The sequence below is a fragment of the Prevotella intermedia ATCC 25611 = DSM 20706 genome, assembly GCF_001953955.1.
In the GTDB taxonomy this organism is placed as follows: Bacteria; Bacteroidota; Bacteroidia; order Bacteroidales; family Bacteroidaceae; genus Prevotella; species Prevotella intermedia.
Window position 1 is genome coordinate 1,054,012 of sequence record NZ_CP019300.1, and the last position, 17,545, is coordinate 1,071,556.

18 protein-coding genes and 1 tRNA gene are annotated in these 17,545 nt (G+C 42.3%); 14 read left to right on the forward strand and 5 right to left on the reverse strand.

The features are described 5' to 3' along the window. Nucleotides 1-92 precede the first annotated feature (92 nt). The 6 genes from BWX39_RS04345 (at nucleotide 93) to BWX39_RS12405 (ending at nucleotide 3,891) form a co-directional block, all read left to right on the forward strand. Nucleotides 93-965 carry an ATPase gene (locus BWX39_RS04345; RefSeq protein WP_028904764.1) on the forward strand — a complete coding sequence of 291 codons (873 nt, stop codon included), beginning with the start codon at nucleotides 93-95 and terminating at the stop codon, nucleotides 963-965. A 206-nt stretch (nucleotides 966-1,171) separates the two neighbouring features. Further along, a complete protein-coding gene (locus BWX39_RS04350) occupies nucleotides 1,172-2,014 on the forward strand; it encodes a MotA/TolQ/ExbB proton channel family protein (RefSeq protein ID WP_028904763.1) in 843 nt (280 codons plus the stop codon). Between the two features lie 3 nt (nucleotides 2,015-2,017). Then, on the forward strand, nucleotides 2,018-2,527 hold the full coding sequence (locus BWX39_RS04355) for a hypothetical protein (RefSeq protein ID WP_028904762.1): 510 nt from the start codon (nucleotides 2,018-2,020) through the stop codon (nucleotides 2,525-2,527). Nucleotides 2,528-2,535: 8 nt separating this feature from the next. Then, nucleotides 2,536-3,075, forward strand: a complete 540-nt coding sequence (locus BWX39_RS04360) for an ExbD/TolR family protein (protein ID WP_028904761.1) — start codon at nucleotides 2,536-2,538, stop codon at nucleotides 3,073-3,075. Continuing rightward, nucleotides 3,072-3,548, forward strand: coding sequence for an ExbD/TolR family protein (locus BWX39_RS04365; protein WP_028904760.1), 477 nt, complete (start codon nucleotides 3,072-3,074; stop codon nucleotides 3,546-3,548). Before BWX39_RS04360 ends, BWX39_RS04365 begins: the two co-directional genes overlap by 4 nt. A 151-nt stretch (nucleotides 3,549-3,699) precedes the next feature. After that, nucleotides 3,700-3,891, forward strand: a complete 192-nt coding sequence (locus BWX39_RS12405) for a hypothetical protein (RefSeq protein ID WP_076123233.1) — start codon at nucleotides 3,700-3,702, stop codon at nucleotides 3,889-3,891. A gap of 25 nt (nucleotides 3,892-3,916) precedes the next feature. Here the strand turns inward: BWX39_RS12405 and BWX39_RS04375 are convergent, their stop codons facing one another. Beyond that, on the reverse strand, nucleotides 3,917-4,315 hold the full coding sequence (locus BWX39_RS04375; RefSeq protein ID WP_028904759.1) for a hypothetical protein: 399 nt from the start codon (nucleotides 4,313-4,315) through the stop codon (nucleotides 3,917-3,919). Nucleotides 4,316-4,449: 134 nt separating this feature from the next. On the opposite strand from BWX39_RS04375, the gene lepA reads away from it, so the two are divergent. The 8 genes from lepA (at nucleotide 4,450) to BWX39_RS04415 (ending at nucleotide 13,529) form a co-directional block, all read left to right on the forward strand. Next, the gene (lepA, locus tag BWX39_RS04380; RefSeq protein ID WP_028904758.1) at nucleotides 4,450-6,231 is read left to right on the forward strand and encodes a translation elongation factor 4; all 1,782 of its coding nucleotides are present in this window, start codon (nucleotides 4,450-4,452) and stop codon (nucleotides 6,229-6,231) included. Nucleotides 6,232-6,252: 21 nt separating this feature from the next. After that, on the forward strand, nucleotides 6,253-6,846 hold the full coding sequence (locus BWX39_RS04385; RefSeq protein WP_014710283.1) for a Crp/Fnr family transcriptional regulator: 594 nt from the start codon (nucleotides 6,253-6,255) through the stop codon (nucleotides 6,844-6,846). A gap of 43 nt (nucleotides 6,847-6,889) precedes the next feature. Beyond that, nucleotides 6,890-8,170 (forward strand): DUF3078 domain-containing protein, encoded by a 1,281-nt coding sequence (locus BWX39_RS04390; RefSeq protein ID WP_172460528.1) that lies wholly within the window; start codon nucleotides 6,890-6,892, stop codon nucleotides 8,168-8,170. 232 nt (nucleotides 8,171-8,402) lie between these two features. After that, entirely contained in the window at nucleotides 8,403-10,172 is a 1,770-nt protein-coding gene (sppA, locus tag BWX39_RS04395; protein WP_028904756.1) for a signal peptide peptidase SppA, read from the forward strand. A 50-nt stretch (nucleotides 10,173-10,222) separates the two neighbouring features. Next, the gene (gene lpxK, locus BWX39_RS04400; RefSeq protein WP_028904755.1) at nucleotides 10,223-11,410 is read left to right on the forward strand and encodes a tetraacyldisaccharide 4'-kinase; all 1,188 of its coding nucleotides are present in this window, start codon (nucleotides 10,223-10,225) and stop codon (nucleotides 11,408-11,410) included. After that, nucleotides 11,295-12,104 carry a purine-nucleoside phosphorylase gene (locus tag BWX39_RS04405; RefSeq protein ID WP_076123235.1) on the forward strand — a complete coding sequence of 270 codons (810 nt, stop codon included), beginning with the start codon at nucleotides 11,295-11,297 and terminating at the stop codon, nucleotides 12,102-12,104. The genes lpxK and BWX39_RS04405 overlap by 116 nt, the downstream gene beginning before the upstream one ends. Nucleotides 12,105-12,135: 31 nt before the next feature. Further along, nucleotides 12,136-13,236 (forward strand): thiamine-phosphate kinase, encoded by a 1,101-nt coding sequence (locus BWX39_RS04410; RefSeq protein WP_028904753.1) that lies wholly within the window; start codon nucleotides 12,136-12,138, stop codon nucleotides 13,234-13,236. A gap of 220 nt (nucleotides 13,237-13,456) precedes the next feature. After that, a tRNA-Phe gene (locus BWX39_RS04415) sits at nucleotides 13,457-13,529 on the forward strand. A 496-nt stretch (nucleotides 13,530-14,025) separates the two neighbouring features. On the opposite strand, the gene BWX39_RS04425 is transcribed toward BWX39_RS04415, so the two are convergent. The 4 genes from BWX39_RS04425 to BWX39_RS04440 all read right to left on the reverse strand — a co-directional run bounded on the left by BWX39_RS04425 (nucleotide 14,026) and on the right by BWX39_RS04440 (nucleotide 17,362). Next, nucleotides 14,026-15,087: a relaxase/mobilization nuclease domain-containing protein gene (locus tag BWX39_RS04425; protein WP_028904752.1), complete on the reverse strand. Its 1,062-nt coding sequence runs from the start codon at nucleotides 15,085-15,087 to the stop codon at nucleotides 14,026-14,028. After that, nucleotides 15,071-15,502, reverse strand: coding sequence for a plasmid mobilization protein (locus BWX39_RS04430; RefSeq protein WP_009229838.1), 432 nt, complete (start codon nucleotides 15,500-15,502; stop codon nucleotides 15,071-15,073). The genes BWX39_RS04425 and BWX39_RS04430 overlap by 17 nt, the downstream gene beginning before the upstream one ends. Nucleotides 15,503-15,884: 382 nt before the next feature. Continuing rightward, entirely contained in the window at nucleotides 15,885-16,355 is a 471-nt protein-coding gene (locus tag BWX39_RS04435) for a DUF3408 domain-containing protein (protein ID WP_009229837.1), read from the reverse strand. A 2-nt stretch (nucleotides 16,356-16,357) separates the two neighbouring features. Further along, nucleotides 16,358-17,362 carry a toprim domain-containing protein gene (locus tag BWX39_RS04440; protein WP_028904751.1) on the reverse strand — a complete coding sequence of 335 codons (1,005 nt, stop codon included), beginning with the start codon at nucleotides 17,360-17,362 and terminating at the stop codon, nucleotides 16,358-16,360. Between the last annotated feature and the right edge of the window lie 183 nt (nucleotides 17,363-17,545).

Below are 17,545 nucleotides of genomic sequence, written 5' to 3' on the forward strand. Positions count from 1 at the left end.
AAGCTATCTACATAAGTTTATTAATACTTTATAATACTATGGAAGTATTTTATTTTGAAGTTTTTTGTACTTTTGCAAGCAAAACAAAGCGTATGATACTGATAGCAGATAGTGGCAGTACAAAAACCGATTGGATAGTTTCGGGCAATGAAGGAAATAATGATAAGGTTATTTCAACGCAGGGAATCAATCCTTTTCATCAATCAGACAGCGAGATAGAACTTATTTTAAAGAATGAAGTTCTACCTCAATTAGTATCTGTTTTAGATGATACCGATGCAGCAAATCTGATTAAATCTGTTGCATTCTATGGGGCTGGTTGCACCGAAGGCGTACAACCTAAGATGAAAAAATGTTTGTCTGAAACTTTTGTGGAAGCAACTGTGGAAGTTGCCGGCGACTTGCTTGGCGCAGCCAGAGCCTTGTGTGGCGACACATCGGGCATTGCCTGCATATTGGGAACAGGCTCTAACAGTTGTTTTTACGATGGCAAGACAATCGTAAAGAGTGTTCCTCCGTTGGGTTATATCTTAGGCGATGAAGGCAGTGGGGCGGCATTAGGCAAACTCTTTATGAACGGAATATTTAAAGGCGGACTGCCCGAAGCAATCCGAGAATTATACCTTCGTGAAGAAAATCTCACCTATCAGGAAATCATTGAAAGAGTTTATCGCAAGCCATTGGCGAACAGATTCTTGGCTTCTACTGCACAATTCATAAACCGACACTTGGATTTGCCCGAATTGGAAGCATTGGTACAGCAAAACTTTGAACTTTTCTTTGAACGCAATGTGTGCGAATACGCTTGTTACGGAGTAAAGAAAGTGTCGGCAATAGGCAGTATTGCCTACCATTTCCGCAATGTTTTTGAAAAGGCAACTGCAAAGTTTGGTTTTGAAGTAGATAAGGTAGAGAAGTCGCCCATTCGTGGAATGCTGGCTTATCATCAGGCCAAACAAGCATAGAAGTGTAGCTTTGTAGATAAATATATTCTGCCGAAACGCTGTCATAGAAGATATTCTGCCAATCGTTTGGCGGTTATTCATAAAATTAGTATTTTTGAAATTCAAAAGCATAAGGGCTGCATTGTTGAGTAAAAGAACATAGCTTCGATGCTTCGTACAAGCTCTTTCGGCATTTAATTATAAGATTTTAGAAAAGAAATATCAGTATGAAAAAAATAATTGCTTGTCTTGCAATCTTCGCAACCATCTTGTTTTCTTGTCCGCTTGGCAGTATTGCGCAAAACGCTGATGCAGCACAGCAGAAACCAAACGTGGAGGCAAATGCGAGCGGAGGCGCACAAAGCAGCGATGCACTCGACGCCCTCGGAGTGGAAGAAAATGCTCCGAAGGTGCAAAAAGCATCGACAGAAAGTGTAGGTTTCCACCAATCGTTGAAGCGAAAGTTCATCGACGGCAATGCAGGCTTTATGTCGCTTGTTGCCTTAGCTTTGGTGTTGGGCTTGGCTTTCTGTATAGAACGCATTATCTATCTTAGCCTTTCGGAGATTGATGCAAAGCGTTTTATGGGAAAGCTGACCGACCTGATAGTTGCAAAAGACATTGAAAAGGCGAAAGAACTTAGCAAGAACACCCGTGGCCCTGTAGCTTCTATCTGCTATCAAGGACTTCTCCGCATCGAAGGTTCTATCGAAGACATAGAGCGCAGCGTGGCTTCCTACGGCAGTGTGCAGAGTGCCAATTTGGAGAAAGGCTGTTCGTGGGTAACCCTTTTCATTGCTATGGCACCGTCGTTGGGTTTCCTCGGTACGGTAATAGGTATGGTAATGGCTTTCGACCAAATACAAGTTGCGGGCGACATCAGTCCTACCATTGTGGCTTCGGGTATGAAAGTGGCTCTGATAACCACCATCTTCGGTATCATTGTAGCTTTGGTCTTGCAAGTATTCTACAACTATATACTTTCCAAGATAGAGCATCTGACGGCTCAGATGGAAGAGTCGGCAATCTCTTTGTTAGACGCTATCATGGTGTATAAACTGAACCGATAGGCTATGAACTTAAAGAATAAATTTGCAAAATTGGCAGAAGAACGAATATCGCAGCGCGTCTTGTACCTGCTGATAGGCATTGCTGCCCTTGTTTTTGTCTTGTTCTTTTCAGTTGGTTTCTATGCTCCGTTTGCCGAAAATCCTGCTTTCAATGCGCCCTTGCTTACCGATGCCCTTATTGTCTTTATGTGGATACTTCTCGGTCTGACGGTTCTTGTCATGCTGTTGTCTGTGTTCCATACGGTGAAGACAATCTCCGTGAAACAGCGTGTAGTGAACGGAATTCCAACCTACAAAATAACGATAGCTGTTTTTGGCACTACTTTCCTGTGTCTTGTGTTGTCGTTTCTCTTCGGTTCTTCCGATTCGATGGTCATAAACGGCACAACCTACGCCGATAAGTTTTGGCTGAAAGCTTCCGATATGTTCGTTACCTCATCGCTTATATTGCTGCTTGCAGCCATTGGAGCATCTGTTTTTGGTGCAACGCGCTATTATAGGAAGAGAAAATAGATAAGCCTATGTTTAAACGTGCCAAGCGAAAAGTTCCAGGACTGAACACTTCTTCAACAGCCGATATATCGTTTATGCTGTTGATTCTTTTCCTCGTTACCACCTCAATGGAGGTAGACGAGGGCTTGGAACGCCAGCTTCCGCCTATGGAGAAAGAAAAAACAGAGGTTCCGACAATGGTTGATGCACGCTTGGTGCTGAAGTTTCAGATACTTGCCGACAATGAATTGCAGCTCAATGATAAACCGATGGCTTTGCAAACTGTAAGGCAAACGGTTGAGAACTTTGTAGCATCGAAAGGGAAAAAACACATCATTCAAATTCAGACGGATAGAAAAGCGTCTTACAACACTTATTTTTCGCTCCAAAACGAGATAGTGGCAGCCTACAACAATCTGCGGAATAAGCGTGCCGAACAACTGTATGGCAAGCAATATCAGCTTTGTACCGTTGAACAGCAGATACAGATAGCCGAGGAAATACCGCAGCGCATTTCGGAAGTTTACGAAGTAAAAGCCATCAACGGCGAGGAAGGAGGCACACGATGAGTATCTACCGACGCCACAAACGAAGTATTCCCGAACTGAATACAGCTTCTTTGCCCGACCTTATTTTTACGATTTTGTTTTTCTTTATGCTTGTTACCCACATGCGTAAAACCACTGTCAAGGTAAAGTATCAGGTGCCACAGGGCACGGAACTCACCAAGTTGGTGAAGAAGTCTGCCATATCCTACATATATATAGGTACGCCTATGAATGCTGCGGGCGCAGTTTCGGGCGATAGCTTGTGCGTGCAACTCAACGATAAGATAGTAGACTTGAAAGATGTAAAAGGCTATCTGTCTAAGGAACGCCTTGCTATGTCGGCAGCCGATAAGAAGCAAATGAGCGTCAGTGTGCGTGCCGACAAAGCCACACCGATGGGCACAATAAACGACTTAAAGCAAAGTTTGCGCGAAAGTAATGTGCTGAAAGTAAACTTTGCAGCTACGTTTAAAAAGCAACAAACCTCTTTGTAATCTACAAGCGTATAGGGTTTCTATGATTTGGTATGCTTGTTAAATCGGAAAGAAGTGAAGCATTTTTGTCCAATTCTTGCATCGATTTCACGTTGTTTTATGACCGAAAAGAAGAGGATAAAGGTGTAAATATTTTTCGCAAGCATATCTATTGCTTAACTCTTTAATTATCAATGTGTTACAAAATCTATTGTTTTGCATTCTAAAAGCGGCTGTTTTGCACGGTAAAAGCGTAGGTTTTGCATCGCAAAAGAGCCGCTTTCGCAACGTCAAAGCGCAGTTATCACTTTTTAACAGAATTATCTTTACAAAGCAAAGCGAAAAACTTCGCACTGCTTCATAGGGGAACTTGCTAAAAAATACCTATCCTAATATTCGCCCTTCTTGTAAGTTTGGTCGAATAGAACAGTTTTGGGTGCTTTACCCGAATGGTAAGTGTAGCGGAAGTTGAAGCCAGCTTCCTTATATATCTTTGTGCCCATATCTTTCTTTACCGCAGCAAGCAATGTCTGGCGGAGTTCCTGTTTGTGTGCCGCAATGATTTCTTTGTTGTCGGCTTCGTTGAAAAACGAGTGATAATAGTGTATGGTGCGCGTGTCGGCTTCATACACCATACTGTCCATTCGTGTGTTTTCTACTATTGGTGTAGGGCATTTTTTTTGTGTGTAATCTTTGCATTCCTTCGCTGCACGGTCTTCCAAACTCTCGTGGCAACCCACAAGTGCGACGCAAACAATTGATATGAAAAGGGCTTTGTTTAACTTCATCTTCTTGCCTAATAAATGTGCTATCTTTACCTAAGATGATGCAAAGGTAAGCCTTTTTGAGCAATTTTATGATTGGTTCCTTTGTATTTCTCGCTTTTATTGTTAATTTTGCATATTAAAAGACGAAAATTTTAATGAACCAAATAAGAAATTTCTGCATCATAGCGCATATAGACCACGGTAAGTCTACACTTGCCGACCGCTTATTGGAATACACCAAGACCATTCAAGTTACAGGAGGACAAATGCTTGACGATATGGACTTGGAACGCGAACGTGGCATAACCATTAAGAGCCACGCCATACAGATGGAGTACGAACAAGATGGAGAGAAATATGTTCTTAATCTTATAGATACTCCAGGACACGTAGACTTTTCTTACGAGGTATCAAGAAGCATTGCAGCGTGCGAAGGTGCGCTGCTCATAGTAGACTCTACGCAAGGTGTGCAGGCGCAAACCATATCGAATTTGTATATGGCAATCGACAACAACCTTGAGATTATACCTGTAATCAACAAGATTGATATGCCGAATGCAATGCCCGAAGAGGTGGAAGACGAAATTATCGACCTCATCGGCTGCGAGCGAAGCGACATAATTCGTGCCAGCGGAAAAACAGGCGCAGGCGTTCCAGAAATCCTGCAGGCTATCGTTGAGCGTGTGCCTGCTCCGAAAGGCGACAAGAAAGCACCGCTGCAAGCACTTATTTTTGACTCTATTTTCAATTCGTTCCGTGGCATTATAACCTTGTGTAAAGTAACAAACGGCACCATTCGCAAAGGCGATAAGGTGAAGTTCGTACAGACAGGAATGGAGTACGACGCCGACGAAGTGGGTGTTTTGAAGATGGATATGAAGCCCAAGAATGAGCTATCGACTGGCGAAGTGGGCTATATTATATCGGGAATAAAGAATGCACGCGAGGTGAAGGTGGGCGATACAGTTACCCACATAGACCGTCCCTGCGAGAAAGCCATCGAGGGTTTCCAGCTGGTGAAGCCGATGGTGTTTGCAGGAGTCTATCCAATCGACCCTAACGATTATGAAAACCTGCGTGCATCGCTCGAAAAGTTGCAGCTAAACGATGCTTCGCTCACTTTCTCACCCGAAAGTTCGCAAGCCTTAGGTTTCGGTTTCCGTTGCGGTTTCTTAGGTTTGCTGCATATGGAGATTATCCAAGAGCGACTCGACCGTGAGTTCAATATGGACGTTATCACCACCGTGCCGAACGTTAGCTATATGGTGTACGACAAGTTGGGCGAAAGCAAGGAAGTGCACAACCCGTCTGGCTTGCCCGAACCAACGATGATTGAACATATAGAAGAACCTTATATAAAGGCGTCAATCATTACATCGAGCGACTATATTGGTCCGATAATGACACTTTGCCTTGATAAACGTGGCGAGCTTGTCAGTCAGAACTATGTCAGCGGCAACCGCTTGGAGCTTATCTTTATGATTCCATTGGGCGAAATTGTCATCGATTTCTACGATAAATTGAAGAGCATTTCCAAAGGATATGCCTCTTTCGATTATCATATTGATTCATTCCGCCCGTCTAAATTGGCAAAGTTGGACATTCTTTTGAATGGCGAACCAGTAGACGCACTTTCTACTTTGACGCACGAGAGCAATGCCGTAACATTTGGCAGACGTATGTGCGAAAAACTGAAAGAACTGATACCGCGCCAGCAATTCGATATTGCCATACAGGCAGCCATTGGCGGAAAGATTGTGGCACGCGAAACAGTGAAGCAGGTACGTAAAGATGTTACCGCAAAATGTTACGGTGGCGACGTCAGCCGTAAGCGTAAACTGTTGGAAAAACAGAAGAAAGGCAAGAAGCGTATGAAGCAAGTGGGCAATGTGCAAGTACCACAGAAAGCATTCTTGGCAGTATTAAAATTAGATTAAATCCAATAAGGAGGTATAGATATGAAAGAAACCTTTGACACCAGAGACATTGCACGTGAGTTGGCTCGGAAGTACAGTACAATGACACACGAGGAACTTGATGTGCTTGAAAGTATTCTCGTTCCTATGAAATTTGCAAAGGGCGAGATGATTTTGAGCGAAGGAGAGGTATGCGAGAATATCTATTACATAGAGCGTGGGCTTATTCGTCAGTTCTATTTTAAGAATGGAAAGCAGATAACAGAGCATTTGGGCGAAGACCGAACTATTTTTATGTGTATCGAAAGCTTGTTCCGCGAAGAGCCAACGAAGTTGCAGGTAGAAGCGATAGAGCCTACAACCGTGTATGCATTGCCTAAGCGACGACTTGAGCAAGTGGCATTGCACAATGTAAATATACAGATTCTCTATCGCAAGATATTGGAAGAAAGTCTTATCATTTCACAAGTGCATGCCGACCTTGTGCGCTTTGAAACTGCACAAGACCGTTATAAGAAAATGTGTAAATTAAGTCCACAAGTTATTTTGCGTGCGCCATTGGTTTATATTGCCAGTTATTTGCAAATGACACCAGAGACGTTGAGCCGTGTTCGTGCTGCTACATTGTTGGAATAAACCTGGACTTTGTAAGGAGAAAATAGCAAGGCTATAATTTAGAATGATGCGTAAAATTTACTTGTTTTTATTTGCAATAAGTTTCACGTTGGCTGTTTCTGCCCAAGTGAATGGCTCTTTAGCTGTAAAGCAAATGAATAATGATGGTTCGAATGGTGTGCTTCGGACTTATATGGACTCTTTGTTTTTAGCAAAAAATAAAATCTTTAACGAGGCGAGTAGGAAAGGAGCGGCTTATAAAGGCGATGTTTTCCAGCTTGCTCGTTTGTTTTTGCCTACCACCTATTATAAGAATATTGTAAGCAATGCGTTTGCTTTGAAAGAGAACGATGCTTATAGCAGGCACCTTTTAGACATTTATCTGCATCGCCCATCGTTGGTAAGAACGACCGATGATGAACTTCGGGGAAAGCAAACGGCAACGGTAGATGTGGAAATGCCTATACAGCAGAATGTGGAAATAGTGGATAAGGTTGCACCTTTGCCAGTGGAATCTACCTTTTCTCCTGTTGAAGTGCTCATAACGAAGCCCGATTTTTGGAAATATAAAGGCGATTATGCTTTGCAGTTGTTGCAGAATTATGTTTCTAACAATTGGCATAAAGGCGGCGAAAGCAACTATTCGGTGTTGTCATCAGCACTGTTGGAAGCTAATTATAACAATAAACAGAAGGTGAAATGGGACAACCGCTTGGAACTGAAGTTTGGTATTCAGAGCAGCAAGTCCGATTCGTTGCATAGTTTTAAAACTACGGAGGACTTGATACGCCTTACTTCCAAGTTCGGTTTGCAGGCTACCAAGAGATGGTACTATTCGGTTCAGTTTGTTGGTTATACGCAGTTCACGCATTCTTACCGCTCCAACGACCCTTCGTTGTATTCAGACATTCTCGCCCCATTGAATATTAACCTGTCATTGGGTATGGATTATACCCTTGACTGGTTAGACCATAAGTTGAAAGGAAACGTACACTTAGCTCCTTTGGCTTACAATGTGAAATATACTCGCTTGAAGAATTTGGCGGGCAGATTAGGCATTGAAGAAGGCAAGCACGCACGGCACGATTTCGGTTCTGAACTTACTGTAGACTTTGAGTGGAAGTTGATGGACGCTCTTACTTGGAAAACGCGTCTTTATGCTTATGCCACTTACAAGCGAACAGAGTTCCAATGGGAGAATACAATCAAGCTTCAGTTTAACAGATACATAGGCGCACAGCTGTTTATCTACCCCCGATTTGACGATGGTGTAAAACGAGATGGGCGTCATGGCTATTGGCAACTGAAAGAGTTTGCCTCTATTGGTTTCCAATACAGCTTTTAGTTTGAAGATATTAAGGATTAACAGTTTATCGTATAGTGCGAGATGTTAATCCTTAATATGTTGTTTTGTGAATAAAAGTCGCAAAAAGTAAAGAATTATGCCAAAATTTGGAAAATTAGCTATTTATGCTTATCTTTGCATAGATATAATGTATGTATTGGCGAAATAGTAGAATGTAGATTTTGCCGAGCCTACAATGCTTTAAATAGAAATATATTAAATAATTGTCTTTATGAAGGACTTTTTTAAGAATGTCTTTGCCACCTTTGTTGGCGTATTCCTTTTTGGTTTAGTAACGTTGTTGTTAGGTCTCGTTTGTATATTTGGAATGATATTGTCGAGCGATGAAACAGCAGAAATAAAAGATAATTCTGTATTGGTGGTAGACTTGTCAGGAGTACTGAACGAACGTTCCAAGGAAGATGTTATGGCTAAGTTTACTGGCAGAGTTGCTGCTAATATAAGCTTGGAAGATATTATTTCAGGTTTGAAGAAAGCCAAAAACGACGATAAAATAAAAGGTATCTATCTTGAAGCGGGTGCTTTTGCGCCTGGTTCGTATGCGTCTTTGCAAGAAATAAGAGACGCTTTGGTAGACTTTAAAAAAAGCCGTAAATGGATAGTTGCTTATGGCGACAACTATACACAGAGCGCTTATTATTTGGCTTCGGTGGCTGATAAGATATATTTGAACCCACAAGGTATGTTGGATTGGCACGGTTTGGCATCGCAGCACGTCTATCTGAAAGATATGTTGGCTAAGTTTGGTGTGAAAATGCAAGTATCTAAGGTTGGTAAATACAAGAGTGCTACCGAAACTTTCACAGAAGAAAAGATGAGCGATGCCGACAGATTGCAAACCACTGCGTATTTGAATGGCATTTGGAAACATTTGACAAAAGGGGTCAGCGAGAGTAGAAATGTGTCTGTTGCAAAGCTCAACGAGTATGCCGATAGTATGATAACATTTGCCACACCAGGCGATTATATCAAAATGAAGCTTATAGACCAACTTCTTTATACCGACCAAGTGAAAGGCGAAATAAAGAAACGATTGGGTATTAATGTAGATGACGAAATCCATCAGGTGTCGCTTGCCGACCTAAGTACGATAGATGAGGAAAAGAAGGGCGAAGAAATTGCTGTTTACTATGCGTATGGCGATATCGTTGATGCACAGATAGCAGGGGCTTTTTCTGATAAAGATGTCATTGTAGGAAAGGACGTTTGCAAAGATATAGAGAAACTGATGAAGGACGATAATGTAAAAGCTGTTGTCATTAGGGTTAATTCTGGTGGCGGTTCTGCTTTTGCTTCAGAGCAGATGTGGCATCAAATAATGGAGCTGAAGAAAGTAAAACCTGTTGTCATAAGTATGGGTGGCTATGCTGCATCGGGCGGTTACTATATGTCTGCACCTGCCAATTGGATTGTTGCTGAGCCAACAACGATAACAGGTTCAATAGGTATCTTCGGTATGTTCCCAGACTTTAGTGGATTGGCTTCAGAGAAATTAGGCATTAAGTTCGACGAAGTAAAGACCAATAAGAATGCTGCTTTTGGCTCAACTGTACGCCCTTATAGTGCAGAAGAGTTGAGAATGTTGCAAACCTATATAGACCGTGGCTATGCAACCTTTAAGAACAGAGTTGCTCAAGGTAGAAAACTGACAATGCAACAAGTAGAAACGATAGCTCAAGGACACGTTTATACAGGTGAAGATGCACTGAAAATAAAGTTAGTAGACGAACTTGGAGGATTGGACAAAGCAATCGCAAAGGCAGCAAAGTTGGCTAAGATAGAGAAATATCATCAAGTAAGCTACCCTGCTCCTGTAAGTTGGATAGACCAAATATTGGGCAGTGATGTGCAAGGCAATTATCTTAACGACCAGTTACGCAGTTCGTTGGGTATGCTTTATGAACCATTCTCAATGTTGAGAACCATTAATCAGCAGTCTGCAATCCAAGCAAGAATACCTTATTATATTAATATAAACTAATAAGCAAAACAGTATTGGCAACGCCATGTTACTGTTTGTTGCAAGTAGAAATGGAAGGCGACTTTATAAAAATACACAAAGGACTGTTACCTCTAAGCTGGCTTTATGGGTTAGGGGTAATGGTTCGTAATGAACTTTTTGAACTTGGTGTATTAAAAAGTCGTAGCTTCGATGTACCTGTAATATCGGTTGGCAATATTACAGTTGGTGGTTCAGGAAAGACACCGCACGTGGAATATCTTGTACGTTTGCTGAAAGACGTATCACAGGTGGCAGTACTGTCGCGAGGATATAAACGTAAAAGCACGGGATACGTGCTGGCTGAAGCTGATACACCTGTGGAAATGATTGGCGATGAGCCATTCCAAATGAAGCAGAAGTTTCCAAATGTTTATGTTGCCGTAGATAAAAAGCGTTGCGAAGGTATTGATAAACTAACGCAAGACGAGCAAACAAAAGACACAGATGTGGTATTGCTCGACGATGCTTTCCAACATCGGTATGTGAAGCCAGGCATCAACATCTTGTTGGTAGACTATCACCGCCTTATTATTTATGATAAGCTACTGCCTGCGGGACGCTTGCGCGAACCGCTGTCGGGAAAGAATCGTGCCGATATAGTGATAGTAACAAAGTGCCCCAAGGAGTTGAATCCCATTGACTACCGCGTACTGAACAAGGCAATGAACCTATATCCTTTCCAAGAGTTGTTCTTTACAACGTTGGAATATTGCGACCTTGTGCCAGTATTCGACGATGTGGCTAATGAAAAGACAATCCCACTGACCGATATACACAATAAAAATGTGTTGCTGCTTACAGGTATTGCATTGCCAAAGCAGTTGGAAGTAGATTTAAGTCAGTATGTTGAGGCTTCACGTGTGCAATCGGTGGCATTCCCAGACCACCATTCTTTTAAACCTAAAGATGTGGTGCTCATCAATGAAACCTTTGCAGCGATGGATAATCCAAAGATAATTATTACCACAGAGAAAGACAAAGCGAGGTTATTGAACTTAGAAGGATTGGATGAAGAAGTGCGGAGAAATATCTATGCACTGCCTATACAGGTTAAGTTTATGCTTGATAAGGAAGAAAAGTTTAACGAAAAAATATTATCCTATGTACGAAAAAATTCAAGAAACAGCATCTTGGCTAAAGGAAAGAATGAAAACAAGTCCGAAAACGGCAATCATTCTCGGAACAGGTCTCGGACAATTAGCTTCAGAGATAACTGATAGTTACGAATTCTCATATAAAGATATACCTAATTTTCCTGTATCAACAGTAGAGGGACACGCAGGTTGCCTTATCTTCGGAAAGCTTGGTGGTAAGGACATTATGGCGATGAAGGGTCGCTTCCATTACTACGAAGGCTACCGTATGGAGGAAGTTACGTTCCCAATCCGTGTCATGCACGAGTTAGGCATCGAGACTTTGTTTGTTTCCAACGCTTCGGGTGGTATGAATCCAGAGTTTAAAATTGGTGATTTAATGATTATTACCGACCACATTAACTTCTTCCCAGAGCACCCATTGCATGGTCCTAACTTCCCAACAGGTCCTCGTTTCCCAGATATGCACGAAGCATACGACCATACCCTCATAGCAAAGGCAGACGAAATTGCAAAGGAAAAGGGCATCAGAGTAATGCATGGTGTTTATACAGGTGTGCAAGGCCCTACCTTTGAAACCCCTGCAGAATACAAAATGTACCGTATTTTAGGTGGCGATGCTGTAGGTATGAGTACCGTTCCTGAAGTTATTGTTGCACGCCATTCAGGCATAAAGGTGTTTGGTGTTAGCGTAATTACCGACTTAGGAGGCTTCGACGTACCTGTTGAAGTAAGCCACGAAGAGGTTCAAGAGGCAGCCAACAAGGCGCAACCTTTGATGACTGAAATTATGCGCGAAATGATAAAGCGTGCTTAACATAACTTATGCTTAATCCTATAAAAGCAATATGGAAATAAAAGAATTGGGCGAGTTTAAGCTGATAGAACGCCTGACTAAGGATATTAAACCAACTAATCCTTCAACAATTATGGGAGTTGGCGACGATGCTGCAGTGCTTCGTTATGCCGATAAGGAAACACTTGTGTCTTCTCATCTGTTTATGGAGGGCATACAGTTCGACCTTACCTACATTGATATGGAGCACCTGGCATACAAATGTGCAATGGTTGCAATGAGCAATATATTTGCAATGAATGGGCAACCACGCCAAATAGTTGTTTCAATAGCCTTGGGAAAGCGTATTAATGTAACTAATCTCGACCAATTCTACGTTGGACTGAAAGCTGCTTGCGCTAAATGGAATGTTGATATAGTAGGTGGCGATACCACATCTTCTTATACTGGGCTTGCCATAAACATTACGTGTATAGGCGAAGTTGCCAAAGAAGATATTGTATATAGAAAGGGAGCACAGCCAACCGATATAATATGCGTATCGGGCGACCTTGGTGCAGCCTATATGGGCTTGCAGGTTTTGGAACGCGAAAAGGTGGTTTACTATCAGCAAGTAGAAGAATTCAACAAGAAACTGAAAGAAGCGCAGGCGGATAATAATAAGGTGAAGCTCGAAGCACTGAAAGTTGAACGCGCTGCGATAGAAAGTTTCCAACCCGATTTTGCAGGTAAAGAATACCTCATAGACCGACAGTTGAAACCTGAAGCTCCCGGCGAAGTGTTGCAACAACTTCGCGAAGTAGGCATACGACCTACTGCAATGATTGATATTTCTGATGGTCTTTCGAGCGATTTGAAGCATCTTTGCAAAGAGGGCAATGTAGGTTGCAGGATTTATGAAGATAAAATACCTATCGACTATCAAACTGCTGCAACCTGCGAGGAATTCAATATGAACCTTACAACAGCTGCGCTGAACGGTGGGGAAGACTATGAACTCTTGTTCACCATACCTATCAGCGACCATGCAAAGATAGAATCTATTAAGAATATTCGGCAAATAGGCTATATTACCGAAGCAAAATTGGGAGAATATCTTATTGCAAGAGACGGCAACGAGTTCAAACTAACGGCACAAGGTTGGGTAGAATAGCATTTTACCTGATTTGTGAAGTTTTTAATATTGTGGTGGTAAAACTTAGGAATTATTGAATTTCAGTCGGTTAAGCATAGTGTAGCTGTATTTCCTTAGTGTGAATGAAAGTTAAGCGTTAAAATATATCACAGAATATTTGTGGGAATGGGGAAAAATAACTACCTTTGCACTCGCAAATCAGAAATGATATTAATTCATTCTGAAAACGCAATAGAATGGTACCATAGCTCAGTTGGTAGAGCAAAGGACTGAAAATCCTTGTGTCCCCGGTTCGATTCCTGGTGGTACCACTCCTCCTTTCATTAGAGCGGTTCTCGTTTGGGGCCGCTTTTTTTGTGCCCATTTCTCTTCTATAATCGTCATTCTAAAGTTGAAATAAGTTTTCAAAGAAGAAGTAGAAAGTTTATGGAAACAACCCGTTTTATAGGTGGAAACAAAGAAATTAAACTGTAAATATTTTTCACAAGCATTTCTGTTGTTTAACTATCTCTCTATCAGCGTATTGCAAAACCTGTTGTTTTGCATTCCAAAAGCGTAGGTTTTACACGGTAAGATAATCATCAAAATGTATCTAATTGAAAATAAATAAGTTACCTTGTTGGTATAGCTAAACTGGTAACGATTTGGAAACGAGCGAGCTACTTGGCTCCGCTGTTTTTTGCCTAACAAAGAACGCTTGTCATTCTGTTTGCAAAGATAATACTTTGCTGGCGAATAACAAGCGTTTTTAATGAGATATTCTTCTTTCTGCATTTTTGTAATGCTGTGTTTGTCGTTGGAGTGGGACTATAATCCTCGTCTGCGCTTCTTCTTTCTGCTGGCTTGGTTTCTGAGTTTACGCTGCCACGCTGTTTCTGCATAGTCATCGCCTTGCGCAGTTGGTGTCATCAAATCGCCTAACCCTTCCACAACTTCATCGGCTGCGCTAACAATAGTGTCTGCCACTGCACCCATGGAGTTCTGCACTTGTGGGGTGTCATTGTCTCGTGAGATTGAGGAACGGCTTTTGGGTACAAGTTGATAATCTACATTAGGTTGTTCGTTCTTTTCTGCCGGGTCTTGTATTGTTTGGTGTGGGTTCTTGTATTCTTCTTGGTTAGTTGCTTCAAAGTTCTTCTGCAAGGAACGGTAGCCGAATTCCCTGCCGATTTCGGAAGCCTTGAATGATAGTCCTCCGTATGAGAACTTCAAGCCATATACCTTGCCCTGCTTGTTCTTCATACGCTCTATGGAAATGCCGTTCTTGTGAAGTTCGTAGAGAAACATAGAGTGTCCCGTGATGCCTGTACCTTTGTATTTGTCAAGCAAGGCATAGCAGATTTGCTGTACCTGCTGTTTTGTTTGCTCTCTCGTGGGATTAGCCTTTGTCTTTTGGTGTTTCCTTTCTGCCTTGACCTCTTTTGCAATGGTCAAGCCTTTCTCCCTGCTGATTTCCTCTGCCACCCTTGCAGCCCTGTTGCTCACAAAAGTGGTATCATAGACCTCTCCATATAGGTTGATGCGGTTGGCAATGATATGAATGTGTCTGTTGTCGGTGTCCTTGTGCGTTACTGCCACCCATTGGTGGTTGTCAAGTCCCATTCGCTTGGCAAACAAATGGGCTATCCTCATAAGTTCGGACACAGGCAGCTTTTTCTCGTCCTGAGGTGCGATGCCTATTTCGATACGGAGAAACTTGTTCCTGCAACGGCTGTTGTAGTCGCTGACCACTTTCATTTCCTCATAGATTGCCTTTGGCTCCCTGCTGCAAAGATTGTGGAAGGCAAGCCGATAGCCGAGCTTGCCCTCTCTGAAAATATAGCCCAGAGCCGTGCTGCCGTGCGCTATCGCCTTACATTTTCCTATCATTTCTTGTTAGATTTAAGACCTTATATACCTCATCTTCCACACGAAAATGAGGGTCGTAAAACCGCTTAAATGCTTCTTTTGCACATAGTGATAGGTTCTTTGTGATGAGTACCCACCTTTCGTCCTTGACCTTGATGAGATTGGATACCTGTCCATAGAACTTTCCTGTATGATGGAGAATGGCAATGGCTTCCCTCTCATTGTCTGTCATCTTGGGAACGGCTGTTACTTCTCCGTTAAGGAGTATCTCACGGCAGTAATCTGAGAACTTCCGCCCTGCACTTTCCGCTTTTGACTTGATACGCTGCTTCTCTTCTAAGGTGCATCTTACCTTGATGAACTCCGTTTTGTTCATCCGCTGTTCTTCCTTATCCTGTTGCTGCCATCGGGCAGCTTTTCCATTGTATCTGCTCATATAAGTTTCCTTGAAAGTTTATCATTGTAGATGATTCATTGTTTCTTAATTCCTGAATACTGACCGATGAGAACGGAGTGATTACGGTCTTATCTCCCCGACAATCGAACGAGGGGAGCAAGAGCAGTTTGTGGGTACAAACTGACGTCTTGCAATGCTACCGAACAAATTATTTACGCTTAAAACGTTTTATAGCCTAAAAATGAATTCCGTGCATTCTATGACTAACTGCGTTCGTGGCATTCTCACAGAGAACTAAGCCGAAGAAGAAAAGGTAGACCCTTTTAGCAAAAAAGGTAGACCTATTTGCTTGAAAAGGTAGACCTATTTTGAAGAAAGGGGAGACCTTTTCCCAGAAAACCGTCTACCTTTTCCTTGTGGTTTACAATCTTCTCCATTCCTCTATGTCTTCACCATATTCCTCCAGATGCTGACGAACTATGTTCTCAACGAAGCTTGAAAGGTTGCTGCCTTTGTCGCCTAATCTACGCACAATGAAGTCGGCACGTTCCTGTGTTTCCCTACTCAGATAGACCGCCTTCCGGTTGTTCAACTTGGTCGGCACAAGATAGGCTTGCTTGTAGGCTTCGAGTGTTTTCTTTCTCATCTTGGCACTGATGCGTTTCTGAACGGTTACGTTCTCCGTGTTCCGTGTATGCTCGGATTGCTCAGAAGCGATGTCCGCTTCTCCTTGAGTAATACGGTCCTTCTTCATTTCTACGTCCGTTGTTGTTTCCTCCACAGGAACGGGTTGTACTTCCGTCTGTGAGATTACCTCATTGTCCATTTCATCATCTTGGCATTCCAAGAACCATGAAAGGTCTTTGTCGCTCATCATAGTTTTCTTTTCCATTTCTATTTCATTTTAAGTTTGACTTGTTTTGATTCTTTGTTTTGATTTTGATCTGTAATTGACATGTGTGCCTGTATCTGCCCTTTATGCTTCTGTCGCTCACGGACACGGCTGACATGATATTCGTTGAGATCTTTGAAGTCCTTGTAATATTGGGACATATCTTCCACCTTGAAACCAGCCCTTACAAATTCTTGCACGGTTCTCCGCCCAGCATCGTCATTGTCAAGGAAGGCACGGATATGGGTCAGGTGTCGATCGTTCAGATAGCGGACAGTCCTTGCCACATTGCTCACGGAGTTCATCACAAGACAGTGGTTGGTGATTTCTTCTTTCATTGAAAGAAAGGATAGGAAGTCCATAAATCCCTCAAATACACATACAGGCGGTGTCTTGTCTGCTGCGTGTTCTGCCTGTTTGTCCGTGAATATCGGAGTAATGTCTTTCGGAGCTACCGTTCCCTTGAACGAACCATTATCCCGAAGTTCATACCCTCCCGATGGATTGGCAAAGCCGATGGCTTGATATCGCCTATCCCTTACCTCATAGCTGATACATTTGAGAAACGGCATAGCCCTCTCCAAATCAATGCAGCGTACTTTTGTAAGGTACTCCTGTAAATGTGGCGGCAAGGTGTCTGATATACTTATCAGTTTCCTTGCCTCGCTTGCAGCCATTGCTGGTTGGGAATTGTTTGGTGTGAAGTCATTGTGAGGACTATATGCAGTATCATCGGGAGCAGTCTGTCCCAAACGGCGGATGGCTTCCGATAGCGTGCAGTTCTCCAAACGCATAAAGAGGTCGATGATACTTCCACCCCTGCCTTCGGCATAGTCTATCCAAAGATTCTTTTCTGTGTCTACCTTGAAACTCGGATGCGTTTCCTCTCTGAGTGGTGAGCGGTACAGCGCATAGGAAGGTGTCCTACGTACAGGCTTGATACCTTTCCTTTCAAGATACTCCACGATGGGGTATCGCTTGATTGCTGATAAATCTTCTTCTTTCATTGTGATATGTTTTAATTGAATTGATTAAATAATTTTTGTTTGAATGATAATGATGTGTTTGAATGATATTTGAATGGTAGTTGAATGATTATTGAAAGAAAATCTCTTTTCCCAAGTTTTTCCCCTCCAAACTTTTTCATCTTTCTTCTTACTACATACTATTTTAAGTTAAGTAATTGATTT

Bases quoted from the DNA above. Each gene is read 5' to 3' on its own strand.
- BWX39_RS04365 (WP_028904760.1), top strand. From the start codon at position 3,072: ATGAGTATCTACCGACGCCACAAACGAAGTATTCCCGAACTGAATACA.
- BWX39_RS04360 (WP_028904761.1), top strand. From the start codon at position 2,536: ATGTTTAAACGTGCCAAGCGAAAAGTTCCAGGACTGAACACTTCTTCA.
- lepA (WP_028904758.1), top strand. From the start codon at position 4,450: ATGAACCAAATAAGAAATTTCTGCATCATAGCGCATATAGACCACGGT.
- BWX39_RS04425 (WP_028904752.1), bottom strand. From the start codon at position 15,087: ATGATAGGAAAATGTAAGGCGATAGCGCACGGCAGCACGGCTCTGGGC.
- BWX39_RS04345 (WP_028904764.1), top strand. From the start codon at position 93: ATGATACTGATAGCAGATAGTGGCAGTACAAAAACCGATTGGATAGTT.
- BWX39_RS04430 (WP_009229838.1), bottom strand. From the start codon at position 15,502: ATGAGCAGATACAATGGAAAAGCTGCCCGATGGCAGCAACAGGATAAG.
- BWX39_RS04355 (WP_028904762.1), top strand. From the start codon at position 2,018: ATGAACTTAAAGAATAAATTTGCAAAATTGGCAGAAGAACGAATATCG.
- BWX39_RS04410 (WP_028904753.1), top strand. From the start codon at position 12,136: ATGGAAATAAAAGAATTGGGCGAGTTTAAGCTGATAGAACGCCTGACT.
- BWX39_RS04390 (WP_172460528.1), top strand. From the start codon at position 6,890: ATGATGCGTAAAATTTACTTGTTTTTATTTGCAATAAGTTTCACGTTG.
- BWX39_RS04440 (WP_028904751.1), bottom strand. From the start codon at position 17,362: ATGAAAGAAGAAGATTTATCAGCAATCAAGCGATACCCCATCGTGGAG.
- BWX39_RS04350 (WP_028904763.1), top strand. From the start codon at position 1,172: ATGAAAAAAATAATTGCTTGTCTTGCAATCTTCGCAACCATCTTGTTT.
- BWX39_RS04405 (WP_076123235.1), top strand. From the start codon at position 11,295: ATGTACGAAAAAATTCAAGAAACAGCATCTTGGCTAAAGGAAAGAATG.
- lpxK (WP_028904755.1), top strand. From the start codon at position 10,223: ATGGAAGGCGACTTTATAAAAATACACAAAGGACTGTTACCTCTAAGC.
- BWX39_RS04435 (WP_009229837.1), bottom strand. From the start codon at position 16,355: ATGGAAAAGAAAACTATGATGAGCGACAAAGACCTTTCATGGTTCTTG.
- sppA (WP_028904756.1), top strand. From the start codon at position 8,403: ATGAAGGACTTTTTTAAGAATGTCTTTGCCACCTTTGTTGGCGTATTC.
- BWX39_RS04385 (WP_014710283.1), top strand. From the start codon at position 6,253: ATGAAAGAAACCTTTGACACCAGAGACATTGCACGTGAGTTGGCTCGG.
- BWX39_RS04375 (WP_028904759.1), bottom strand. From the start codon at position 4,315: ATGAAGTTAAACAAAGCCCTTTTCATATCAATTGTTTGCGTCGCACTT.